The sequence below is a fragment of the Bradyrhizobium sp. CCGUVB23 genome, assembly GCF_024199885.1.
In the GTDB taxonomy this organism is placed as follows: domain Bacteria; phylum Pseudomonadota; class Alphaproteobacteria; order Rhizobiales; family Xanthobacteraceae; genus Bradyrhizobium.
In genome coordinates this window covers 4,593,663-4,610,157 of the sequence record NZ_JANADQ010000001.1, presented here as the reverse complement: position 1 = coordinate 4,610,157, position 16,495 = coordinate 4,593,663, and the positions used below count along the sequence as shown (strand labels likewise).

At 62.2% G+C, this 16,495-nt stretch carries 15 protein-coding genes and 1 pseudogene; 5 read left to right on the top strand and 11 right to left on the bottom strand.

All coding sequences use genetic code 11. The features are described from left to right. Positions 1-115 precede the first annotated feature (115 nt). Positions 116-496 (top strand): helix-turn-helix domain-containing protein, encoded by a 381-nt coding sequence (locus NLN62_RS21160; RefSeq protein ID WP_254110053.1) that lies wholly within the window; start codon positions 116-118, stop codon positions 494-496. Positions 497-629: 133 nt separating this feature from the next. Here the strand turns inward: NLN62_RS21160 and NLN62_RS21155 are convergent, their stop codons facing one another. Further along, on the bottom strand, positions 630-1,313 hold the full coding sequence (locus NLN62_RS21155) for a TetR/AcrR family transcriptional regulator (protein ID WP_254110052.1): 684 nt from the start codon (positions 1,311-1,313) through the stop codon (positions 630-632). A gap of 211 nt (positions 1,314-1,524) precedes the next feature. On the opposite strand from NLN62_RS21155, the gene NLN62_RS21150 reads away from it, so the two are divergent. The 4 genes and pseudogenes from NLN62_RS21150 to NLN62_RS21135 all read left to right on the top strand — a co-directional run. Next, positions 1,525-2,418, top strand: coding sequence for an NAD(P)/FAD-dependent oxidoreductase (locus tag NLN62_RS21150; protein WP_254113586.1), 894 nt, complete (start codon positions 1,525-1,527; stop codon positions 2,416-2,418). 8 nt (positions 2,419-2,426) lie between these two features. Further along, entirely contained in the window at positions 2,427-3,212 is a 786-nt protein-coding gene (locus NLN62_RS21145; protein ID WP_254110051.1) for an SDR family oxidoreductase, read from the top strand. Positions 3,213-3,413: 201 nt separating this feature from the next. Beyond that, the gene (locus NLN62_RS21140; protein WP_254113584.1) at positions 3,414-4,277 is read left to right on the top strand and encodes a class I SAM-dependent methyltransferase; all 864 of its coding nucleotides are present in this window, start codon (positions 3,414-3,416) and stop codon (positions 4,275-4,277) included. A gap of 31 nt (positions 4,278-4,308) precedes the next feature. After that, positions 4,309-4,524: pseudogene (locus tag NLN62_RS21135) on the top strand (beta-ketoacyl-ACP synthase II); the annotation flags it as partial. A 368-nt stretch (positions 4,525-4,892) separates the two neighbouring features. Here the strand turns inward: NLN62_RS21135 and NLN62_RS21130 are convergent. From NLN62_RS21130 to NLN62_RS21085, 10 genes are all read right to left on the bottom strand, one after another. Continuing rightward, on the bottom strand, positions 4,893-5,480 hold the full coding sequence (locus NLN62_RS21130; protein ID WP_254110050.1) for a class I SAM-dependent methyltransferase: 588 nt from the start codon (positions 5,478-5,480) through the stop codon (positions 4,893-4,895). Positions 5,481-5,578: 98 nt separating this feature from the next. Next, positions 5,579-6,427 (bottom strand): SDR family NAD(P)-dependent oxidoreductase, encoded by an 849-nt coding sequence (locus NLN62_RS21125; protein WP_254110049.1) that lies wholly within the window; start codon positions 6,425-6,427, stop codon positions 5,579-5,581. A 137-nt stretch (positions 6,428-6,564) separates the two neighbouring features. Then, positions 6,565-7,716, bottom strand: coding sequence for a major royal jelly family protein (locus NLN62_RS21120; RefSeq protein WP_254110048.1), 1,152 nt, complete (start codon positions 7,714-7,716; stop codon positions 6,565-6,567). A 91-nt stretch (positions 7,717-7,807) separates the two neighbouring features. Next, positions 7,808-8,824 (bottom strand): AraC family transcriptional regulator, encoded by a 1,017-nt coding sequence (locus NLN62_RS21115; protein ID WP_254110047.1) that lies wholly within the window; start codon positions 8,822-8,824, stop codon positions 7,808-7,810. Positions 8,825-8,832: 8 nt separating this feature from the next. Further along, positions 8,833-9,663 carry an oxidoreductase gene (locus NLN62_RS21110; protein ID WP_254110046.1) on the bottom strand — a complete coding sequence of 277 codons (831 nt, stop codon included), beginning with the start codon at positions 9,661-9,663 and terminating at the stop codon, positions 8,833-8,835. A 187-nt stretch (positions 9,664-9,850) separates the two neighbouring features. Further along, positions 9,851-10,321 (bottom strand): DUF2147 domain-containing protein, encoded by a 471-nt coding sequence (locus NLN62_RS21105; protein ID WP_254110045.1) that lies wholly within the window; start codon positions 10,319-10,321, stop codon positions 9,851-9,853. Positions 10,322-11,122: 801 nt separating this feature from the next. Beyond that, a complete protein-coding gene (locus tag NLN62_RS21100; RefSeq protein WP_254110044.1) occupies positions 11,123-12,025 on the bottom strand; it encodes an SDR family NAD(P)-dependent oxidoreductase in 903 nt (300 codons plus the stop codon). Positions 12,026-12,154: 129 nt separating this feature from the next. After that, positions 12,155-12,766 carry a TetR/AcrR family transcriptional regulator gene (locus tag NLN62_RS21095; protein ID WP_254110043.1) on the bottom strand — a complete coding sequence of 204 codons (612 nt, stop codon included), beginning with the start codon at positions 12,764-12,766 and terminating at the stop codon, positions 12,155-12,157. Positions 12,767-12,781: 15 nt separating this feature from the next. Continuing rightward, positions 12,782-15,892 carry an efflux RND transporter permease subunit gene (locus tag NLN62_RS21090; RefSeq protein WP_254113581.1) on the bottom strand — a complete coding sequence of 1,037 codons (3,111 nt, stop codon included), beginning with the start codon at positions 15,890-15,892 and terminating at the stop codon, positions 12,782-12,784. Next, complete coding sequence (locus NLN62_RS21085) at positions 15,892-16,482, bottom strand: nuclear transport factor 2 family protein (RefSeq protein WP_254110042.1); 591 nt, start codon at positions 16,480-16,482, stop codon at positions 15,892-15,894. The genes NLN62_RS21090 and NLN62_RS21085 overlap by 1 nt, the downstream gene beginning before the upstream one ends. Between the last annotated feature and the right edge of the window lie 13 nt (positions 16,483-16,495).

The following is a 16,495-nucleotide window of genomic DNA, read 5'->3' as shown; positions in this document are numbered from 1 at the left end:
ATCCCTTCTTCGCTGGTTTGCCTTGCAGGCGCATTTCGTCGAGCGCTTGCGACGTGCAGCGAAAATGTAGAACAAGATTGATTTCAGCAAGTAGGATGAATAACCTGCTGTTAGTATGGAAAACCAGACTATGGCGAACAACGAGGTAAACATGCACGACGAGATGCGGCGCGCCTTCGCGCTGCTCTCGGGCAAGTGGAAGCTTGAAATCATGTGGCTGCTCAATCAGCGGGTCTACCGCTTCGGCGAGTTGCGGAAAGCGATCCCCGGCATCACGCAGCACATGCTGACCGCGCAACTCCGAGAACTCGAAGCAGACGGTCTGGTGTCGCGCACCGTGTTCGCAGAAGTGCCGCTCCGGGTCGAATACGCGATCACGCAAAAGGCATGCGGGCTCGGGCCGACCATGGAGGGGCTGACGGCCTGGTGGACCAAATATGGAGACAGCGTTCCGGCAAAGCCGAGCGCGCGCGGCCGCAAAGCCAGGCGTGGCTGAATTCTAGGAACATGCGATCCGATAGTTTAACAAGCGTATTTTTCCGCGATCTTGTCGCCAATCGAAAGCTCTTCAGCCTCCATGATTTTCAAACCGGTCTCGGTGATTTTTGACGACATCGATCACGCACGATTCAAATTTTGTCTTTTGACCTTGGGGCAGGCAAATTTCCGCCCACGTGGTCGTTGCCACCGTGCGCGGCGATGAACATGGCGACGGCCGACCGGCAATAGGATTCGATTTGGTTGTCGTCCTCTGCTTTCGCCTGATCGAAGCGTGCGATCATCAGGAGATCGGATCCTTTGAAAAGCGCGGCGAACAAGCGGGCGGACCGGAGAGGATCGGGCACGTTCAGAGCCGCCTTCGCGTGCAACTGACGCAACAGGGCCTCGATTTCGGCGATGACATGGGCGGGGCCGGCTTCGAAATGGAGCTTGCTTAACGCGTTTTGACTCGTCTTGTCGGCCATGACCATGGCTTCGAGACTGCGGACGTCTGATCTCAACAGCGTGCGAAGCAGTGATGATCCCACCGCCACGAGTTGATCTTCGACCGAACCGTCGACGCCTTCGAGAAGGACCTGTGGTGCAAACAACTGATGGCAGCCGGCCGCCATGGCCGCGCCGAACAGCGCCTCCTTGTTCTCGAAGTGCCTGTAGATGCTGAGCTTGGATATCTTCGCCCGCTGGGCGACCTTGTCCAATGTCGTCGCTTGAAAACCCAATTCGACAAAGAGCTCGCGCGCGGCGTCGATGATGGTTTGGCCAAGCGCCTCGTTGGCGGGCCGGCCGCGCCGGCCCTGGCTGTTTTCGGTCACGGCAATTCCAGTACTTGACAGTATCCTAATTCTTGAATTACGATACCATGAAGTATCTGAAATGTGCAAGCCAACGGGTAGGGTGACTTCTTCGATGCAACGACGAGCCCTGCTGAAGCTGGCTGCGCTTTCCACCATCGGCCTCGCCCGCGCTCAGGCCACCGCCAAGCCCAACCCGTCTCCCTCCATCCACAACACGGAGCCCATCACCATGGATGACGTCATCATCATCGGCGGCAGCTTTGCCGGTCTCGCCGGCGCTCTGCAGCTCGGCCGCGCCCGCCGCAAGGTCACCGTTCTCGATACCGGTCTGCCGCGCAACCGCTTCGCCGGCCACTCGCATGGCCTGCTCGGCCACGATCACAAGCCGCCGCTGGATATCCTGGCCGAGGCGCGACGGCAGTTGGCGCGTTATCCCGCGATCAAGCTGGTCAGTGCCCGGGCCGACAGCGTCTCCGGCGCCATCGACGATTTCAATGTCCTCACTTCCGATGGCGAAAGCTTTGGGGCGCGTCGTCTGATCCTGAGCTATGGCGTCGCCGACCAGATGCCTGATGTTCCGGGCTACGCCGAAAGCTGGGGCACGTCCATCGTGCCCTGCCCCTATTGCGACGGCTTTGAAGTCGCCGGCCAGCATTGGGGCCTCGTCTGGTCCAGTCCGCAGTCGCACAATCAGGTCAGGCTGTTCCACGATTGGACCGACAAGTTGACGCTCTTCGCCGATGGTCACGACATTCCGCCCGATGTCCAGGCCGATCTGGCGCGCCGCAGCATACCTGTCGTCGATGGCCGGATCATCGAGATCGCCCATCACGAGGGCCATATCGGCACCGTCAATGTCGATAGCGGCCGCAATGTCGCGGTCGACATCCTGTTCGCCAATCCTCGCAACAAGCCGTCCGCAAGCCTGCATGAATCACTGGGCCTTGCCACCGTGGCTACGCCCGCCGGCATCGTCCTCAAGGTCGACGAGCGCCGTCAAACCAGCACGCCTGGCATCTACGCCGCCGGCGACCTCACCACGCCCTTCTTGCCCTCGGTCACCCAGGCATCATCGCAGGGCGCGATGGCGGGTATCTTCGCCCAGCAGTCGATGGTGGTTTGAGAGAACCAATGAACAGTTTCGCCGGAAAATGGGCTCTAATCACAGGGGCGTCGAGCGGCCTCGGCCTTGAATTCGCAGATCTACTGGCTGCGCAGAAAGTGAATCTCGTCTTGGCGGCACGAAGGCGGGAGTCGATGGAAAAGCTTGCCGCCGATCTCCGCCGCAAATACGGGGTGGATGTGCTGGTCGAGGCGATCGATCTTGCCGCGCCGGGCTCGGCCAGCCGCTTGAAAAGCAGTCTCGATGCGAGGTCGGTGACGATCGACATCTTGCTGAACAATGCCGGATACGGCTTGCACGGCGCTTTACTGGACACGCCGATCGAGCGCACGATAGACATGATCCAGCTCAACATCGCGACGCTCACAGAGCTGACCTACCTGTTCGGCCGTGACATGGCCGCGCGGCGATCTGGACATATCCTTCTCGTCGCCAGCCTCATGGCCTTCCAAGCCGTTCCCAGCTACGCGGCTTATGCGGCGACCAAGGCATATGTCCTCGCCCTTGGCGAGGCCCTGCACGACGAACTCCGCCCGCATGGTGTGGTTATTACCACTCTCTGCCCGGGGCACACCGCGACGGGCTTCGATGCGGCAGCCGGCGCAGCCACAACGGCCTTGCTGCGCCTCCTCACCATGAAACCTCGTCCGGTCGCCGCGAGCGGTATCGCGGCGCTCTCAAAAGGAAAGGCGATGGTGATCGCCGGCCTCGCGAACAAGATGGCAGCCTTTTCAAATCGTCTGACGCCGCGATCAATGCAAAGGGCCACGTTGAAAAGAATAGTGGACGGTTAACTGCAGGAGCGCTGGCGTGCGGAGCTCATCGAACAAGCGGAGGCTCTGAAGGCTGACGATGCACACGAAGCTTCGATCCAGATCTGGTCGTTCCTCTCAAGGATCAGCGGAGAATGGATCGCTTCATCCCGTTCGCCCTCGCCGCTCGCTGGAGACGATGCGCGCTTTGGCATCGGACAGTTTAGAGAACAAGGATATGTCATAGCACAGCACAATGCCGATCGAGCCGCCGGCTGGAATGACCAAAGCGGGGAGCGCTGGGTCGCCCACCAGGCCCGGCTCGACGCCATAGCGGCCGTGTTCGGTCAGGCCGCGATCGAAGCCGCCGCGCCGGCGGCGGGCGAGCGCGTGCTGGACGTCGGCTGCGGCGCGGGCGCGTCGAGTCTGGCTCTGGCCGCCCGCGTCGGCGCGGGGGGCCAAGTGCTGGGCGTGGACATATCCGAACCGCTGATCGGCCGAGCGCGCGCGCTTGCGCCACAGGATACGCCGGTCCTGTTCCGCTTGGCCGACGCCAGCAGCGCCGAGCTGCCCGAGCGGGCGTTCGACATCCTGTTCTCGCGCTTCGGGGTGATGTTCTTCGGCGATCCGACGGGGGCGTTCGCCCATATGCGCCGCGCGCTCAAGCCGGGCGGGCGGGTCGCTTTCGTCTGCTGGCGCGGCGCGGCCGAAAACGATTGGATGCGCCTGCCGATGGGCGCGATCAACGGTATCGTCCCGCCGACGGCGCCGCCCGATCCCGAAGCGCCCGGTCCATTCTCGTTCGGCGACCCGGCGCGGGTGGCTCGCATTCTGACGGCGGCCGGCTTCACCGATATCGCTATCGCGCCCTTCGATGCCTGCGTCCCGTTTGGCGAAGGCGCGACGCGGGACGCGGCGATCGACGACGCGGTGAAGATGACGTTCGAGGTCGGCCCGCTGTCGCGCGCGCTTGTTGATCAGCCCGACGACATCCGCGCCCGCGCCTCGGCCGCGGTTCGTGCCGCCTTCGCGGGCCGCGCCGGCGAGCGGTCGGTGATGATCAACGGCGCGACGTGGATCGTCACGGCGCGCAATCCGGCAAGCTGACACATGCGGACCCAGTTGAACCTGCGATGACGGCGCAGCCGGCGGAGCCGAAGCAATCTTCACGATCCTCGCGCTACGGGACCAAGTGGCACCGCCCACTCTCAATCTCGACAATGGCGACGCCGCATCCCAAGGCGTCGACATCGTGGCCCGCGAGGCAAGGCGCATGCCCATGGAATATGCGATTTCCAACGGATTCGGCTTCGGAGGCGTCAACGCGAGCGTCATCTTTCGACGTTGGCAATGAGGGATTCATCCACCGCGTGGAAACGATTCAAGGAGATCGCTGATATGGGCTCAATGCGCTCAACGGCGCTGTTTACGATCGTGGAAGATCGCAGTTTGGCGTACAAAATCGCGCAAATGGCGGAGAGAGTGTCAGTCAATCCCCGTTGATGTACAAGCCGTTTTTCATTTCAGCACGTGGGAATCTACGGTCCTCGCTACTAATAATTCGCCCATCCCGACTGACAGCAGCGTACTAAGCGACGTTCGCTTTGCGCCCAGAGCTGCCGTCAGCGAGGGCCCATCGACCTGTACGGACTTGGTGCACTAAGACGCCCTGCTGGGTTATAGATTTCCGTCTTTGCCCGGTCGTCGCTGCTGCTAGGCAGCCTAGAAGGACCGCCGCGGGCGCCGCCGGATACGATAGACGGATGCTGGAGGAATGTTGAACGCCGTCCGTCCGACGAGGCTGGCCTTCAGCCCGAGACGATCGAGGATCGGACGCGGTACCGGACAGCGCGGCCCATACGTGAACTGATAGAATGTGCCGTCATCGCGCATGTGACGGAAGGCGCCGTCGAGAATTGCTATCACCTTGCGCAGTGACATCGACAGGAGCGGAAGTCCGCTTACCACCGCGGCTGCGGGCGCCATGAAGGGTTCGTACTGCGACAGCTGCCGCGCATCCATCCATAGCACCCGCGCCCTTGGGAAGCGCTCTTGCAAGAGGCGGACGAAGTCGGAGCCATATTCGACCAGCAACAAGTCGCGTTCCGGAACGCCGCGCCGGAGCAGCGCCTTGGTGAAGGTACCCGTCCCCGGGCCCAGTTCGATCACCGGACCGGCACCCGGGACGATCTCCTGCGTCATCAGACGAGCCAGCGTCTGGCCCGAAGGAGCGACCGCGGAGACCTGCCTCGGATTTGCAACGAAGGCGCGGATGAATTCAAAGAAGTCCAGAACGACAGCGGTATCCAACGCAGTGTTCCTCCGTAGTTGTGAGCATGACTGTTCGACGCGAAGCGAGGAGCTCGAGCCGACCCCGACGACGGAGCGCCGAGACCGGCTCCGCCGCGCTATGATGCGATGTTGTGCTGCCTCGCCTCGCCCTGGGCGGCGTTGGAGAGAGCTTCCCACGCCTCCCAGGTCGCGAGGCGGTCGGCGTAGGCGGCACGGGCGCGCGGCAGACCTTCCGTGCCGACGAAGAACCGCAAGGGCGGGTTCTCGGCGTCCACGATCTTCAGGATCGCATCCGCCGTCGCTTGCGGGTCGCCGAATCCGAGCTTGGCCCCTGCCGCGAACACCTCGGCCCGGGTATTGCCGTAGGCCGCGATGACCGGCGTGATCTTGAGCGAGGACATGCTGGCGAAGCCAGTGGCATAGGCGCCCGGCTCGAGCATCGTGACCTTCAGTCCGAAGCTCTTGACCTCCTGCGCCAGGCTTTCATGGATGGCTTCGAGCGCGAACTTGGAGGCGTTGTAGAATCCGGTGATGGGCCCGGCGACGATGCCGGCAACGCTCGACACGCCGATGATATGACCACTGCCCTGTCGCCGCAGCAGGGGGAGCGCCGGCTGGATGACGCGAAGGGTGCCGAAGACGTTGGTATCGAACTCGGCGCGCACATCGGCCTCATGAGCCTCTTCGATCGCCCCGACGAGCGCATAGCCCGCGTTGTTGAGGACGACGTCGAACCGCCCGAAATGCGTGAACGCCCTGGTGACGACGTTTTGGACCGCGACGGCATCGGTCACGTCCAGCGCCAACGGCAGCACGGCCTCGCCGTAGCTTTCCGCAAGATCGGCCACGTCCGCCAGATTACGGGCGGTGGCCGCGACCTTGTCGCCCCGCTTGAGGGCGGCTTCGGCCCAGATGCGGCCGAAGCCGCGGGATGCGCCGGTGATGAACCAAACTTTGCCTGACATGCGATGTTCCTCGGTGAGTTGACTTTTCAGCAAGTGCTGTCGTGTTCGTCGTATCGCCGGAGCGGCCAACCGGCAGTGGCGAACCACGCCAATGAACTTGCACTAACCGCCAAAGGGGATGCAGGAGTCGACCGGGACTAATGCCTCAGCCGGTAGATGAAGTACGGCCGATGCTCGACCAATTTCGTCTTGTCCGGCGGTCCCGCCAGTTGACCGATATAGGCGGACAGCGCGCTGTCCGTGAAATAGAGCGAACCATCGGGGCCCGTCGCGACGCCGTCCGCCCAGATCACGTCGCGCGAGCGCACCAGCGTTGCCGCGTTCCTGGTCTCGGGATCGAACGTCATGAGACCGCCGTGCTCGACGTCGGTCAGAATGACCTGGCCGGACTTGTCGCTGGTAATGCCGTCGCTCAAGGGTTTGCGCCCCAGAACCTCGACTTTGTTTGCGAGGTCCGACGGAGCGATCATCGTATCGAGCACCGACGACAGCGGGACCCTGCACAGATGGGAGTTGGTCATCGCGGCCAGATAGACCCAGTTCTGGTCAGGGCTGATATCGATGCCATCGAGGCCGACGGCGACGTTCACGAGACCGGCGGCCATACGATAGACGCCGAACGGCGTCCGCATCAGCCAGTCTTCCGGTGAGGTGCACGGATGCCCCGCCAAGGCGGTCCGGAAGCTGTGGTCCTCCACCGAGTAAACGATCAGCTTCGGCGCGGTGAACCGCATGATGCCGGTGTCCGCGAGAAGGACGTATTTGCCGTCGGCGGTCACGCGCAGATCCTGCGCGAACTGAGCTTCCTTGCCCGGGAATTCAAAGAAGTGGACCTTCTGACGCGTGTTCGGGTCGAAGGCCCAAAGCCGGGTGTGCTGGAAATCAAAGCTGGCCGGTTCGATCATCCAAAGGCGGTTCTGGTGGTCGATGGCGAGGCCGAAGCTGCCTTGGAATTCCTTCTGCATCTCCATGGAAGGAAACGGCGTGATCTTGCCGCCGACCCATTCGAAGACGGTCGCTTCCGAAAAGCGGCCCGCGCGCGCGATGGGATGGTAGTTGAAATACACGTGGCCGTTTGCAGCGACGGCCACGTTGCCGGGCGGGTAGTCAAGCCGGATGAGCTTCTCCAACTTGTCGAGGCCGTCCTGGTTCTCCGAACCGATATCCGGAAAGAGGGTGCCCCGTCCGTACTCGAACTTGACGAACGCCAGCGTGCCAGCGATCGCAAGCAGCAGAACCACGGCGGCGCGGCGGATAAACCTCAAGCCACCGCTCGATTGTCTTCGCATGCTGGTCTCTCCTTCTTGGAAATATCCGACCTGCATCGAGGAGCCGCGCGCAGCGGCCGCCTCAATGTTCAATGCGTCCGAATTCCGTCGCCTAATGAAGTTTGTTGCCGTGTAGCTCCCGCCAGCGGCTGGGCGTCACGCCTTCCCAATACCGGAAAGCACGATAGAACGAGCTCGCATCCTGGTAACCCAGAAGGCACGCGACCTCGTCAATCTCGGCGGACGGATCGGACAGAAGCTGCCGCCCGAGCTCCTGTCGCGCTTCGACCAGAAGATCCCGGAAGCTGGTGCCCTCCTCGGTGATGCGGCGCTGAAGGGTGCGCTCGCTCAAGCCCAGATCACGCGCCACGTCGGACAGTTCCGGCCTTCCGCTCGCAAGGCTCCGCTTGAGCACGACCTTGACCTGCTCCTTGATGGAGCTGCGCGCCTGCAGCTCGCCGAGCGCGGAGGCCAGCGCCGGCGTGAGCATCTCGAGCAGCGCCTGATTGTAGCCGGGGAACGGACGGTCGAGATCGGCCGGCTTCAGGATCAGCGCGTTGCGCGCCGCGCCGAAGCGGATGGGGCACTCGAAATACTTCTGGTAGACGTCGCTCTTCGGACGAGGCCGGACAAGCTCCACGCGTTTCGGCGACAGGTGCTGTCCGGTGCCGCGGCGCCCGAGCTCGACCAGGGACGCGAAGGTCACGTCCGTGGAGATCGCGGGCTCCGGCTCACTCGCGTGGGGCCATTCGATCGTAACGACGCATTCGTCCTTGCCTTCCGCTATCCGCGGTTGTTCCGGCGAGCAGAGCTGCTTGAAACGCGCGATGCGGAGCAGCCCGTCGCGGTAATCCTTCGCATAGAACGCGACGAGGCTCGACGGGGGATGCACGGCAGTGTCGGTCCGCTGGACCAACTCGATGCCGAGACCGGGCTCCGGCTTCAGTTCCTCAAGAGCCCTCCAGAGAGCGAAGAACTGATCCGTGGTGACGTGCCCCTGCTCGTTCAGATGCAGGGTCGCCGGCAGGCGTGCCTGCCGGAGCAGCGCGGGCGGCGGCACGCCGATGCGCTCGACCGTCTGCCAGAAGGCCCGTGGCACCTTGCATCTGTCTGCGGCCGCTCCACTCATGACTGGTCCTAGCGCATCTGGCTCATGATCACGCGATCGAACATGCGGTCGCCGAGCCAGGCCCGCATCTTGATCATCGGCTGGGCGTACTTGCCGGCGACGTAGCGCGTGCGCGGCTTCGCCTCCCTCACGGCCTTGGACACGACATTGGCGATCACGCTCGGATCGGTGCCGCGGCCCTGGCCGTAGGCATCGCGGGTCGATTTCGCGACGGCCTGGGTCAGCTTGGCGTAGTGGCCCGTGCCCGACCGCTTGAGCAGGCCGTTGGCCACAACGTCGCCGAACCCGGTCTCGATCAGGCCGGGTTCGACCACCACGACCTCGATGCCGAACGGGGCGAGCTCGAGGCGGAGGCAATCCGACCAGCCTTCGAGCGCGTGCTTCGTGGCGTGATACCAGGCGCCCAGCAGGGTGTAGATCTTGCCGCCCATCGAGGTGATGTTGACGATGGTGCCGGCACCCTTCTCCCTCATCTTCGGCAGCAGGAGCTGCGTCAGCCGGGCGGCGCCGAACAGATTGACCTCGAACTGGTAGCGCGCCTCCTCGATGCTGACGTCCTCGACGGGACCGTACAGGCCGAAGCCGGCGTTGTTGACGAGCACGTCGACGCCGTTCCCCTCGCCGAGGATGGTGTCGACCGCCGCCTTGATCTCGGCCTCCTTCGAGATGTCCATGCGCAAGGCTCGGGCTCCGAGCTTGACGAGGTCATCCATCTTGTCGACGTGGCGCGCGGCGACGTACACCTGAAAACCATCCTTGATCAGGCGCTTTGCGATTTCCTTGCCCATGCCCGAGGATGCCCCGGTCACAAGCGCTGTCTTCTTCCGTTTGTCGATCATCTCAACCTCTCAGTGTTCGGGCTAACCTAGGGTTTGCCAGCGTCCGCGCACTGTCGAAATCCGCCAACCGAGTTGCAGATCACGCCAATTACTTGGCGCCGATGCCGGCTCGATTCCAGGGGAAAAAGGGACTTGGTTAACGGACCGAGCCGGGTACGGGGCAAAAGAGCAGTGGCGGCCGGACGTATCAGCCGCGAACGCGATGGAAAGCCCGGGTTTGACCCATCGCCGGGATGCCGAGATACCCGCGGAGGTTCATCTTCCCGTCCTGCATCGTTACCTTGCAGTTGTAGGTGCGGCCCGAGGAAGCATCATAGATCGAACCTCCACTCCACTCGCCGTCGGTCCAATGGAGGCCCGTGACGACGACGACGTTCTTCAGCGACCGCGAACGCAGCGCCGGATCCGGGTTCTTGGTGTCCTTCTTGAAGGTGACGTTGTCCGACTCCACGATCTCGTTGCCGTAGAGCATCCGCGCCTGGAATTCCGATCCGGCCTTGTACATGTCGAGCTTGACGGTGCCGTCGTCGGCTTCCCACACGCCGACGATTGCGTCCGTCGGCGACGGCTCGGCATCGGCCACGGGCGCAACAAACAAGATTTTGGTGGCGAGCGCGAGCACAAGCGCTGCGCGCCTCGAAATACGCAATGGGTTCATTCTGATGGTCCTTCATCTAGGGGAATTCGCCAGGCGACCCTGCGATCCTGCCGGCGGCTACTGACGAACTGACCCTAGACGTTTGGGATGAGCCGCGCTGTGGCCGTCAGCGCCAAATGAATTGCAGGCCGCGCCAATAGTCGAACCTGTTTGCGAGGGAATCTAAGCTAGCCCAGGAAATAGTGGGAAGGGCATCAGTCAACTCCACGGCTAAGCGCTACGAGGCAGTACGGAATATGCCGAGCCCGAATATTGGGCCCGACGTCAAGCGGCTTGAGCTGCCGGGCGCGTGCTCGCGAATCCGTCCTCCGAACCCACGGTCAAACCCACGGTTTGCGCCATCACTACGAGTAACATCGCACATGTGGCCGCAACCGCCTCGTCGCGCTACTCGTTGTTCTTGCTGTCGCTTCGGACAACTGGATGCTGTGGGGAGCAGAATAGTGGCGCAAGAACCATCCTCCGAACCCACGGCGAAACACTACCGCTTTCGCGGAGAATAAGCGCAACATCGCGGAGTTCTTCGGTGACTTCGCGGCAGATTCGAACAATCGGATACTGGGGAGAGCTGTGGCGTAGAAATGGCGGAGAGAGTGTCAGTCAATCCCCGTTGATAGATAAGATGCTTTTCATTTCAACAGGTGAGCACCTACGGTCCTCGCCACGAGTAATTGGCTTATCCGAACGCCCGCTGCATCTCAAGTATCTGTGCAGACTCCAGGATGCGCGCGCCTTGTCGGGATCGGTCACCGTCCCGACCGGACTGACCGGTCATCGCCGGTACGCGTTCGCCGGCATTTCCTATTTTTCCGACGTGTACATATCGGCGTGACGCAAGACAAAGTCGTGCACGCTGAGCGGCGGCGTGCCGGTGATCTTCTCCACGTCCGATGTCAAGCGGTCATATCGGTTCTGTTGCTTGAGGAGCGCCATTGTTGCGAGATGGGAAAGTGCATGCCGATCCAGCATACCGCTGGCCTCCAACTGCTTTCGCCAGGGCTCCCAAGGCACGTTCACATAAGTGATCGGACGTCCAAGAGCCCTGGAGAACTCTTCGGCAACGCCGTTCATATCCTGGGACCGCGAGCCCGTCAGCTCGTAGATCTTGCCAATGTGCCTGGCCGGCGCTTCGAGAATCGTGGCCATCACCCGCGCGACATCTTCGCTCGCGATCGGCGAGGTCTTGCCATCTCCGAAGGGGAGCCGGATTTGCCCATGCTCGCAGATCGAATGCGCCGACAACCTGAGGAAGAAGGTGTCCAGGAATGACGTCGGGCGAACGTGCACGACAGGCAATCCAGACCAATTCAGCGCCTGCTCCGCCAGCCAGTGCATCTTCTGCTGCGGGCTATCTGTGGTCGCATTGATTCCCATCTGCGACACGGTCATCTGAGAAATGTTCACGAACGCGCCCACTTTGTGATGCTTCGCGACGGCGGCGGTGTTGATGGTCGCTTCGAGATACGAAGCCGACACCGTCATGCCGAAGTAAAGCCGATCGCAATTTTCGATCGCGCGATGCATCGAGTGCAAGTCGAGAAGGTCGCCGACAACAACCTCAACACCGCGTTCGGCCAGTTTTTCCGATCGGGCATCCTCCTTGCGGACCAGCGCCCTCACCTTGCATCCTCGCTCGATCAACAGCTCGCATACGGCATAACCAACCGTTCCCGCCGCACCGGTGACTAAAATCGGAGATCCCATTTCTCTTTCTCCTCGCGTTCATAAGCTGAGCTTGGGGCCCTTAGACCCGGATAGCGTCTCGACTTGCTTCTTTGTCATAGAGACGTTCGACCTGCTCGGAGCGATGTTTCAACCCAGCGCCCTGCTTAGTCAGGCCTGCCGAAGGGCTGTTATGATAAAGCGGATCTGATCGCGCAGGCTTGCCTCCGTATCTTCGCCGTGTTGAACGGAGTGTTCGATCAGAATCGGATGGAAGAACGGCATGAACGCGAACTTGACTGCTCGCGCGGCTTCCGCAGCTTCTTCAACCCTGAACTCGCCCGCTTCTATGCCCTCGCGTATGATCGCCTCGAAGATCGTCACCAGCCGCTCAGTATGCAACTTAATGATCGCCCAGTTCTCTCGCGTGGCGTCGGCAATCAGGTCATGCATGTACTTTGCCTTGACCGACGTCGTCTTGTTGTGGCGGTGAACGGCGGTCAGGAGCTGGTCGAGTTTCTCCGTGGCCGGCGCGTTTGTGTGTGCGATCGCAACGGCGATGTCGGCAACCTCGTTCATGAGACGCCCGCAGATGGACTCGTTGATCGCATCCCTGGAGGGAAAGAACCGATAGATGTTCGCCGGGCTCATGCCGAGTTCGGCGGCAATGTCGGCCACCGAAGTCCTGTGGTAACCCACGCGGCGAAACTGTTTCTCCGCCGCTTCCAGGATTCTCGCGCGCGCCTCGTCGGAATCTTTTCCCGTTTGGACCGGACGGTTCATCGAATTCAGCGAGCTTTATTCGGCAGCCAATGCTGGTCGTAACTCCGGCCGCTCCGCCGAATTATGATGGACCCGATCTGCAGTGGGCTTGATCCGAAACCACGCAGCATAAAGCGCAGGAAGGAACAGCAGGATCAGCACCGTGCCGACCGCAGTGCCGCCGATCAGGGTGTAGGCCATCGATCCCCAGAACACGGAGTGCGTGAGGGGAATGAAGGCCAGCACGGCGGCAAGTGCCGTCAGGATTACGGGCCGCGTGCGCTGCACGGTCGCCTCGATGACCGCGTGATAGTCGTCTAGTCCTGCTGCACGGTTCTCGTTGATCTGTTCGGTCAGGATCAGCGTATTGCGCATTAGGATGCCGGCCAGCCCTATCAGGCCCAGAATGGCGTTGAAGCCGAAGGGCTGGTTGAAGGTCAGCAACATGGGCACGACGCCCACAAGGCCGAGCGGTGCCGTCAGCATGACCAGAGCCATCGTTGAGAACGACCGCACCTGTAGCATGATGACGATCAGCGTGGCGGCGATCATGGCCGGGAAGACCAGAAAAAGCGCTGAATTCGCTTTGCCAGCCTCCTCGATCGATCCACCCATTTCGATGCGATAGCCGGCAGGAAGGGACGCGATCAGCGGCTCAAGCGCCGTCTTGATCTCCTTGGAAACCTCTGGAGGCTGGGTCGCCTCATTGAGGTCCGAGCGGATCGTAATGACAGGCGTGCGATCGCGACGCTTCAGAATCGGCTCTTCAAGTCGGAGTTCGGAATGGCCGACCTGGTCGAGCGGAATCGAGCGGCCGTCCCGGCTCATCAACGAGAAATCGGCCAGACGCGTCGGATCCAGCCGCTCTCCGCCCGCGCTACGTGCCACGATGGGAACGTTGCGGATGTCCTCGCGAACCTGCGTTACCGTGATGCCCGTGAGAAGGAACTGAAGTTGCCGGCCCACCTCGGCTGGCGAAAGGCCGATGAGGTTCAGTCGGTCCTGATCCGGAATGAAGCGGAGCACGGGCGTGCGATTACCCCAGTCGCGATTCGCCTGCCGCACATCGGGAACGCCACGCATGATCTCGAGAGCCTTGTCAGAGATCGCGTACAGTTGCGCGGGGTCGGGTCCCATGACCCGAAACTCCACCGGGAACGGTGTGTAGGGTCCGAACACAAGCTGGGCGACGCGGACATAGGCCTCAGGCGCCAGCCCTTGTGACACCGCCTGTCGGAGCCGGTGCTTCAAGGCCTCGCGCGCCTCCGCGTCGGGCGTCAGCACGACGATCTTGGCGAAGGCAGGATCAGGCAGTTCCGGCGCCATCGCAAAGAAGAAGCGGGGAGCGCCCTGACCGACATAGCTGGTGACGATCTTCGCCTCGGGCTGATCGTGCAGCCAACCTTCGAGTTTCTCGACAGCGGCGGTCGTCGTCTCAATGCTGGTACCTTCCGGCAGGCGAACCTCCACCAGCACTTCGGGGCGGTCGGATGTTGGGAAGAACTGCTGTTTGAGGGCGCCCATCCCGGCGCCGGAGAGCGCGAACGCGATGGCGACGATGCCGACGGTCAAGAACTTGTGGCGCACAGCGAAGGTGATGAGCCGCCGTAAGCGCCGATAGTTCGGCGTGTCGTAGATCGCATGGTGACCGCCCTCAATCGGTTTGATCGCGGGCAGCATCTTGACGCCAAGATAGGGCGTGAAGACCACCGCAACGATCCACGAGACGATGAGAGCGAACCCGAGGACCCAGAAGATGTTGCCGGCATATTCGCCGGCCGTCGAGCGCGCAAAGCCCACGGGCAGAAAGCCTGCGACCGTCACGAGCGTTCCTGACAGCATCGGCGCCGCAGTGTGGCTCCAGGCATAGGCTGCCGCCTTGATGCGGTCCATGCCCTCTTCCATTTTCACCACCATCACCTCGATGGCGATGATGGCGTCGTCGACGAGCAGGCCAAGCGCCAGGATGAGAGCACCCAGCGTGATGCGGTCGAAGAACCGACCTGTTTCCAGCGTGATGAGGAATACGACGGCAAGCGTCAGAGGGACCGCGGCCGCCACAACCATGCCGACGCGCCAGCCGAGGCTGAGCAGGCTAACCAGCAGCACCACGCTGAGCGCCATGGCGAATTTCATCATGAATTCGTCAACCGCCGAGGTGATGTTGACGGCCTGATCAGTTACCTTGTCGAGCGTCATCCCGAGCGGCAGTGTCCGTGCGATCGCGGCGGACCTCTCTTCCAGATGCTTGCCGAGCGCGAGGCCATTCCAGCCCTCCTGCATGACCGCCGCGAGCATGATTGTGGGCTCACCCTGGTGTCGGATGATGTAGGTAGGCGGATCCTCGTATCCGCGGCGGACCTCGGCGATGTCGGAGAGCTTGAGCGTTCTCCCCCCAGCGACGATTGGCGTGTCGGCGATCGCCTGGACACTGTCATAGGCGCCGTCGAGCCGGATGAACACTTGCGGGCCCTTGGTGTCGATCGAGCCTGCCGGGGTGACGGTGTTCTGCCGCTGCAAGGCGGCTATGATATCCTGTGCCGACACGCCGAGGGTCGCCAGCTTGGCAAAGGAAAACTCGACGAATATCTGCTCGGGACGTTCGCCGAGGATGTTGATCTTCTTGACGCCGGGCACATGCAGGAGCTCCTGGCGGATCACCTCGGCCTTCCTGGCGAGCTCGCGCATCGGCATGCCCTTGGCCTTGAGGGCATAGAGAGCGAAGCTCACGTCCGAATATTCGTCGTTGACGAAGGGGCCGAGCACACCCGCGGGCAGATTGCGGGCTTCATCCCCGAGCTTCTTGCGGGCCTGGTAGAACTCCTCCTGCACGGTGGACGGCGGTGTGCTGTCTTTCAGCGTGACGGTCAGATACGCATAACCCGGCCGCGTAGTCGTCTCGACTCGGTCGTACCAGGTCAACTCCTGAAGCCGCTTCTCCAGGGGTTCAGCAACGAGGTCCTGCATCTCGCGCGCCGTCGCGCCCGGCCACACCGTCGTGACCGTCAGGGTCTTAATCGTGAAGTTGGGGTCCTCTGCGCGCCCGAGCATCAGGAATGCGTACGCGCCCGCAGCGGCCAGCAGGATGATGAAGAACAGGGTGACGGCACGTTCGCGAACGGCACTCGCGGAAAGATTGAAATTCATCATTTGCCCTCTCCTATTTCCTCGACGTTCGCTCTGACGCTCGCGCCCTCCTGCAGCAGGTGGGCGCCGAGTGAACCGCGCTTACCCAAAAAGGCGCGGGTGCTCTGACTGCGCTTCTGCTCACTTACAATTGGTTCGGCGACAGCTTCTTTGAGGCCGGCCGCCGCTTGGGCAGCAAGCCCGCGGGCCGCTTCCTGCGAATCTTGAAATTCCTCGAGTGCATAGACTCGACCCCACCGCAGGGTGAACACGTGGAGTCCACGGTTGACGTATGACGCATCGCCGTTGAGCAGTGTCGCGGTGGCGTCCCACTGGGCAAACACGGTGGTGTGCCACGGCCAGCCCTTCACCCAGATGTTGTCGACCGTGAGTTGGAGAGTGGGCAGGACGCGCCCGAGGCGCTCAAACCAGCGGCGCACGTCTTCTTTGTTGTGGCGCTCACCACCAAGCGCGTGGGCGCCGGAAACGCGGTGATGGACATGCGGCGCGACGGCCTTCACCGCTTCATCCCAGCGATGGTTGTTGACGTGGTCGAAGGTCTTTCGGATTTCCTTCTTGACAATGTACTGTAGAGCATCTGGCTTCTCCAACGGCGATCACGGA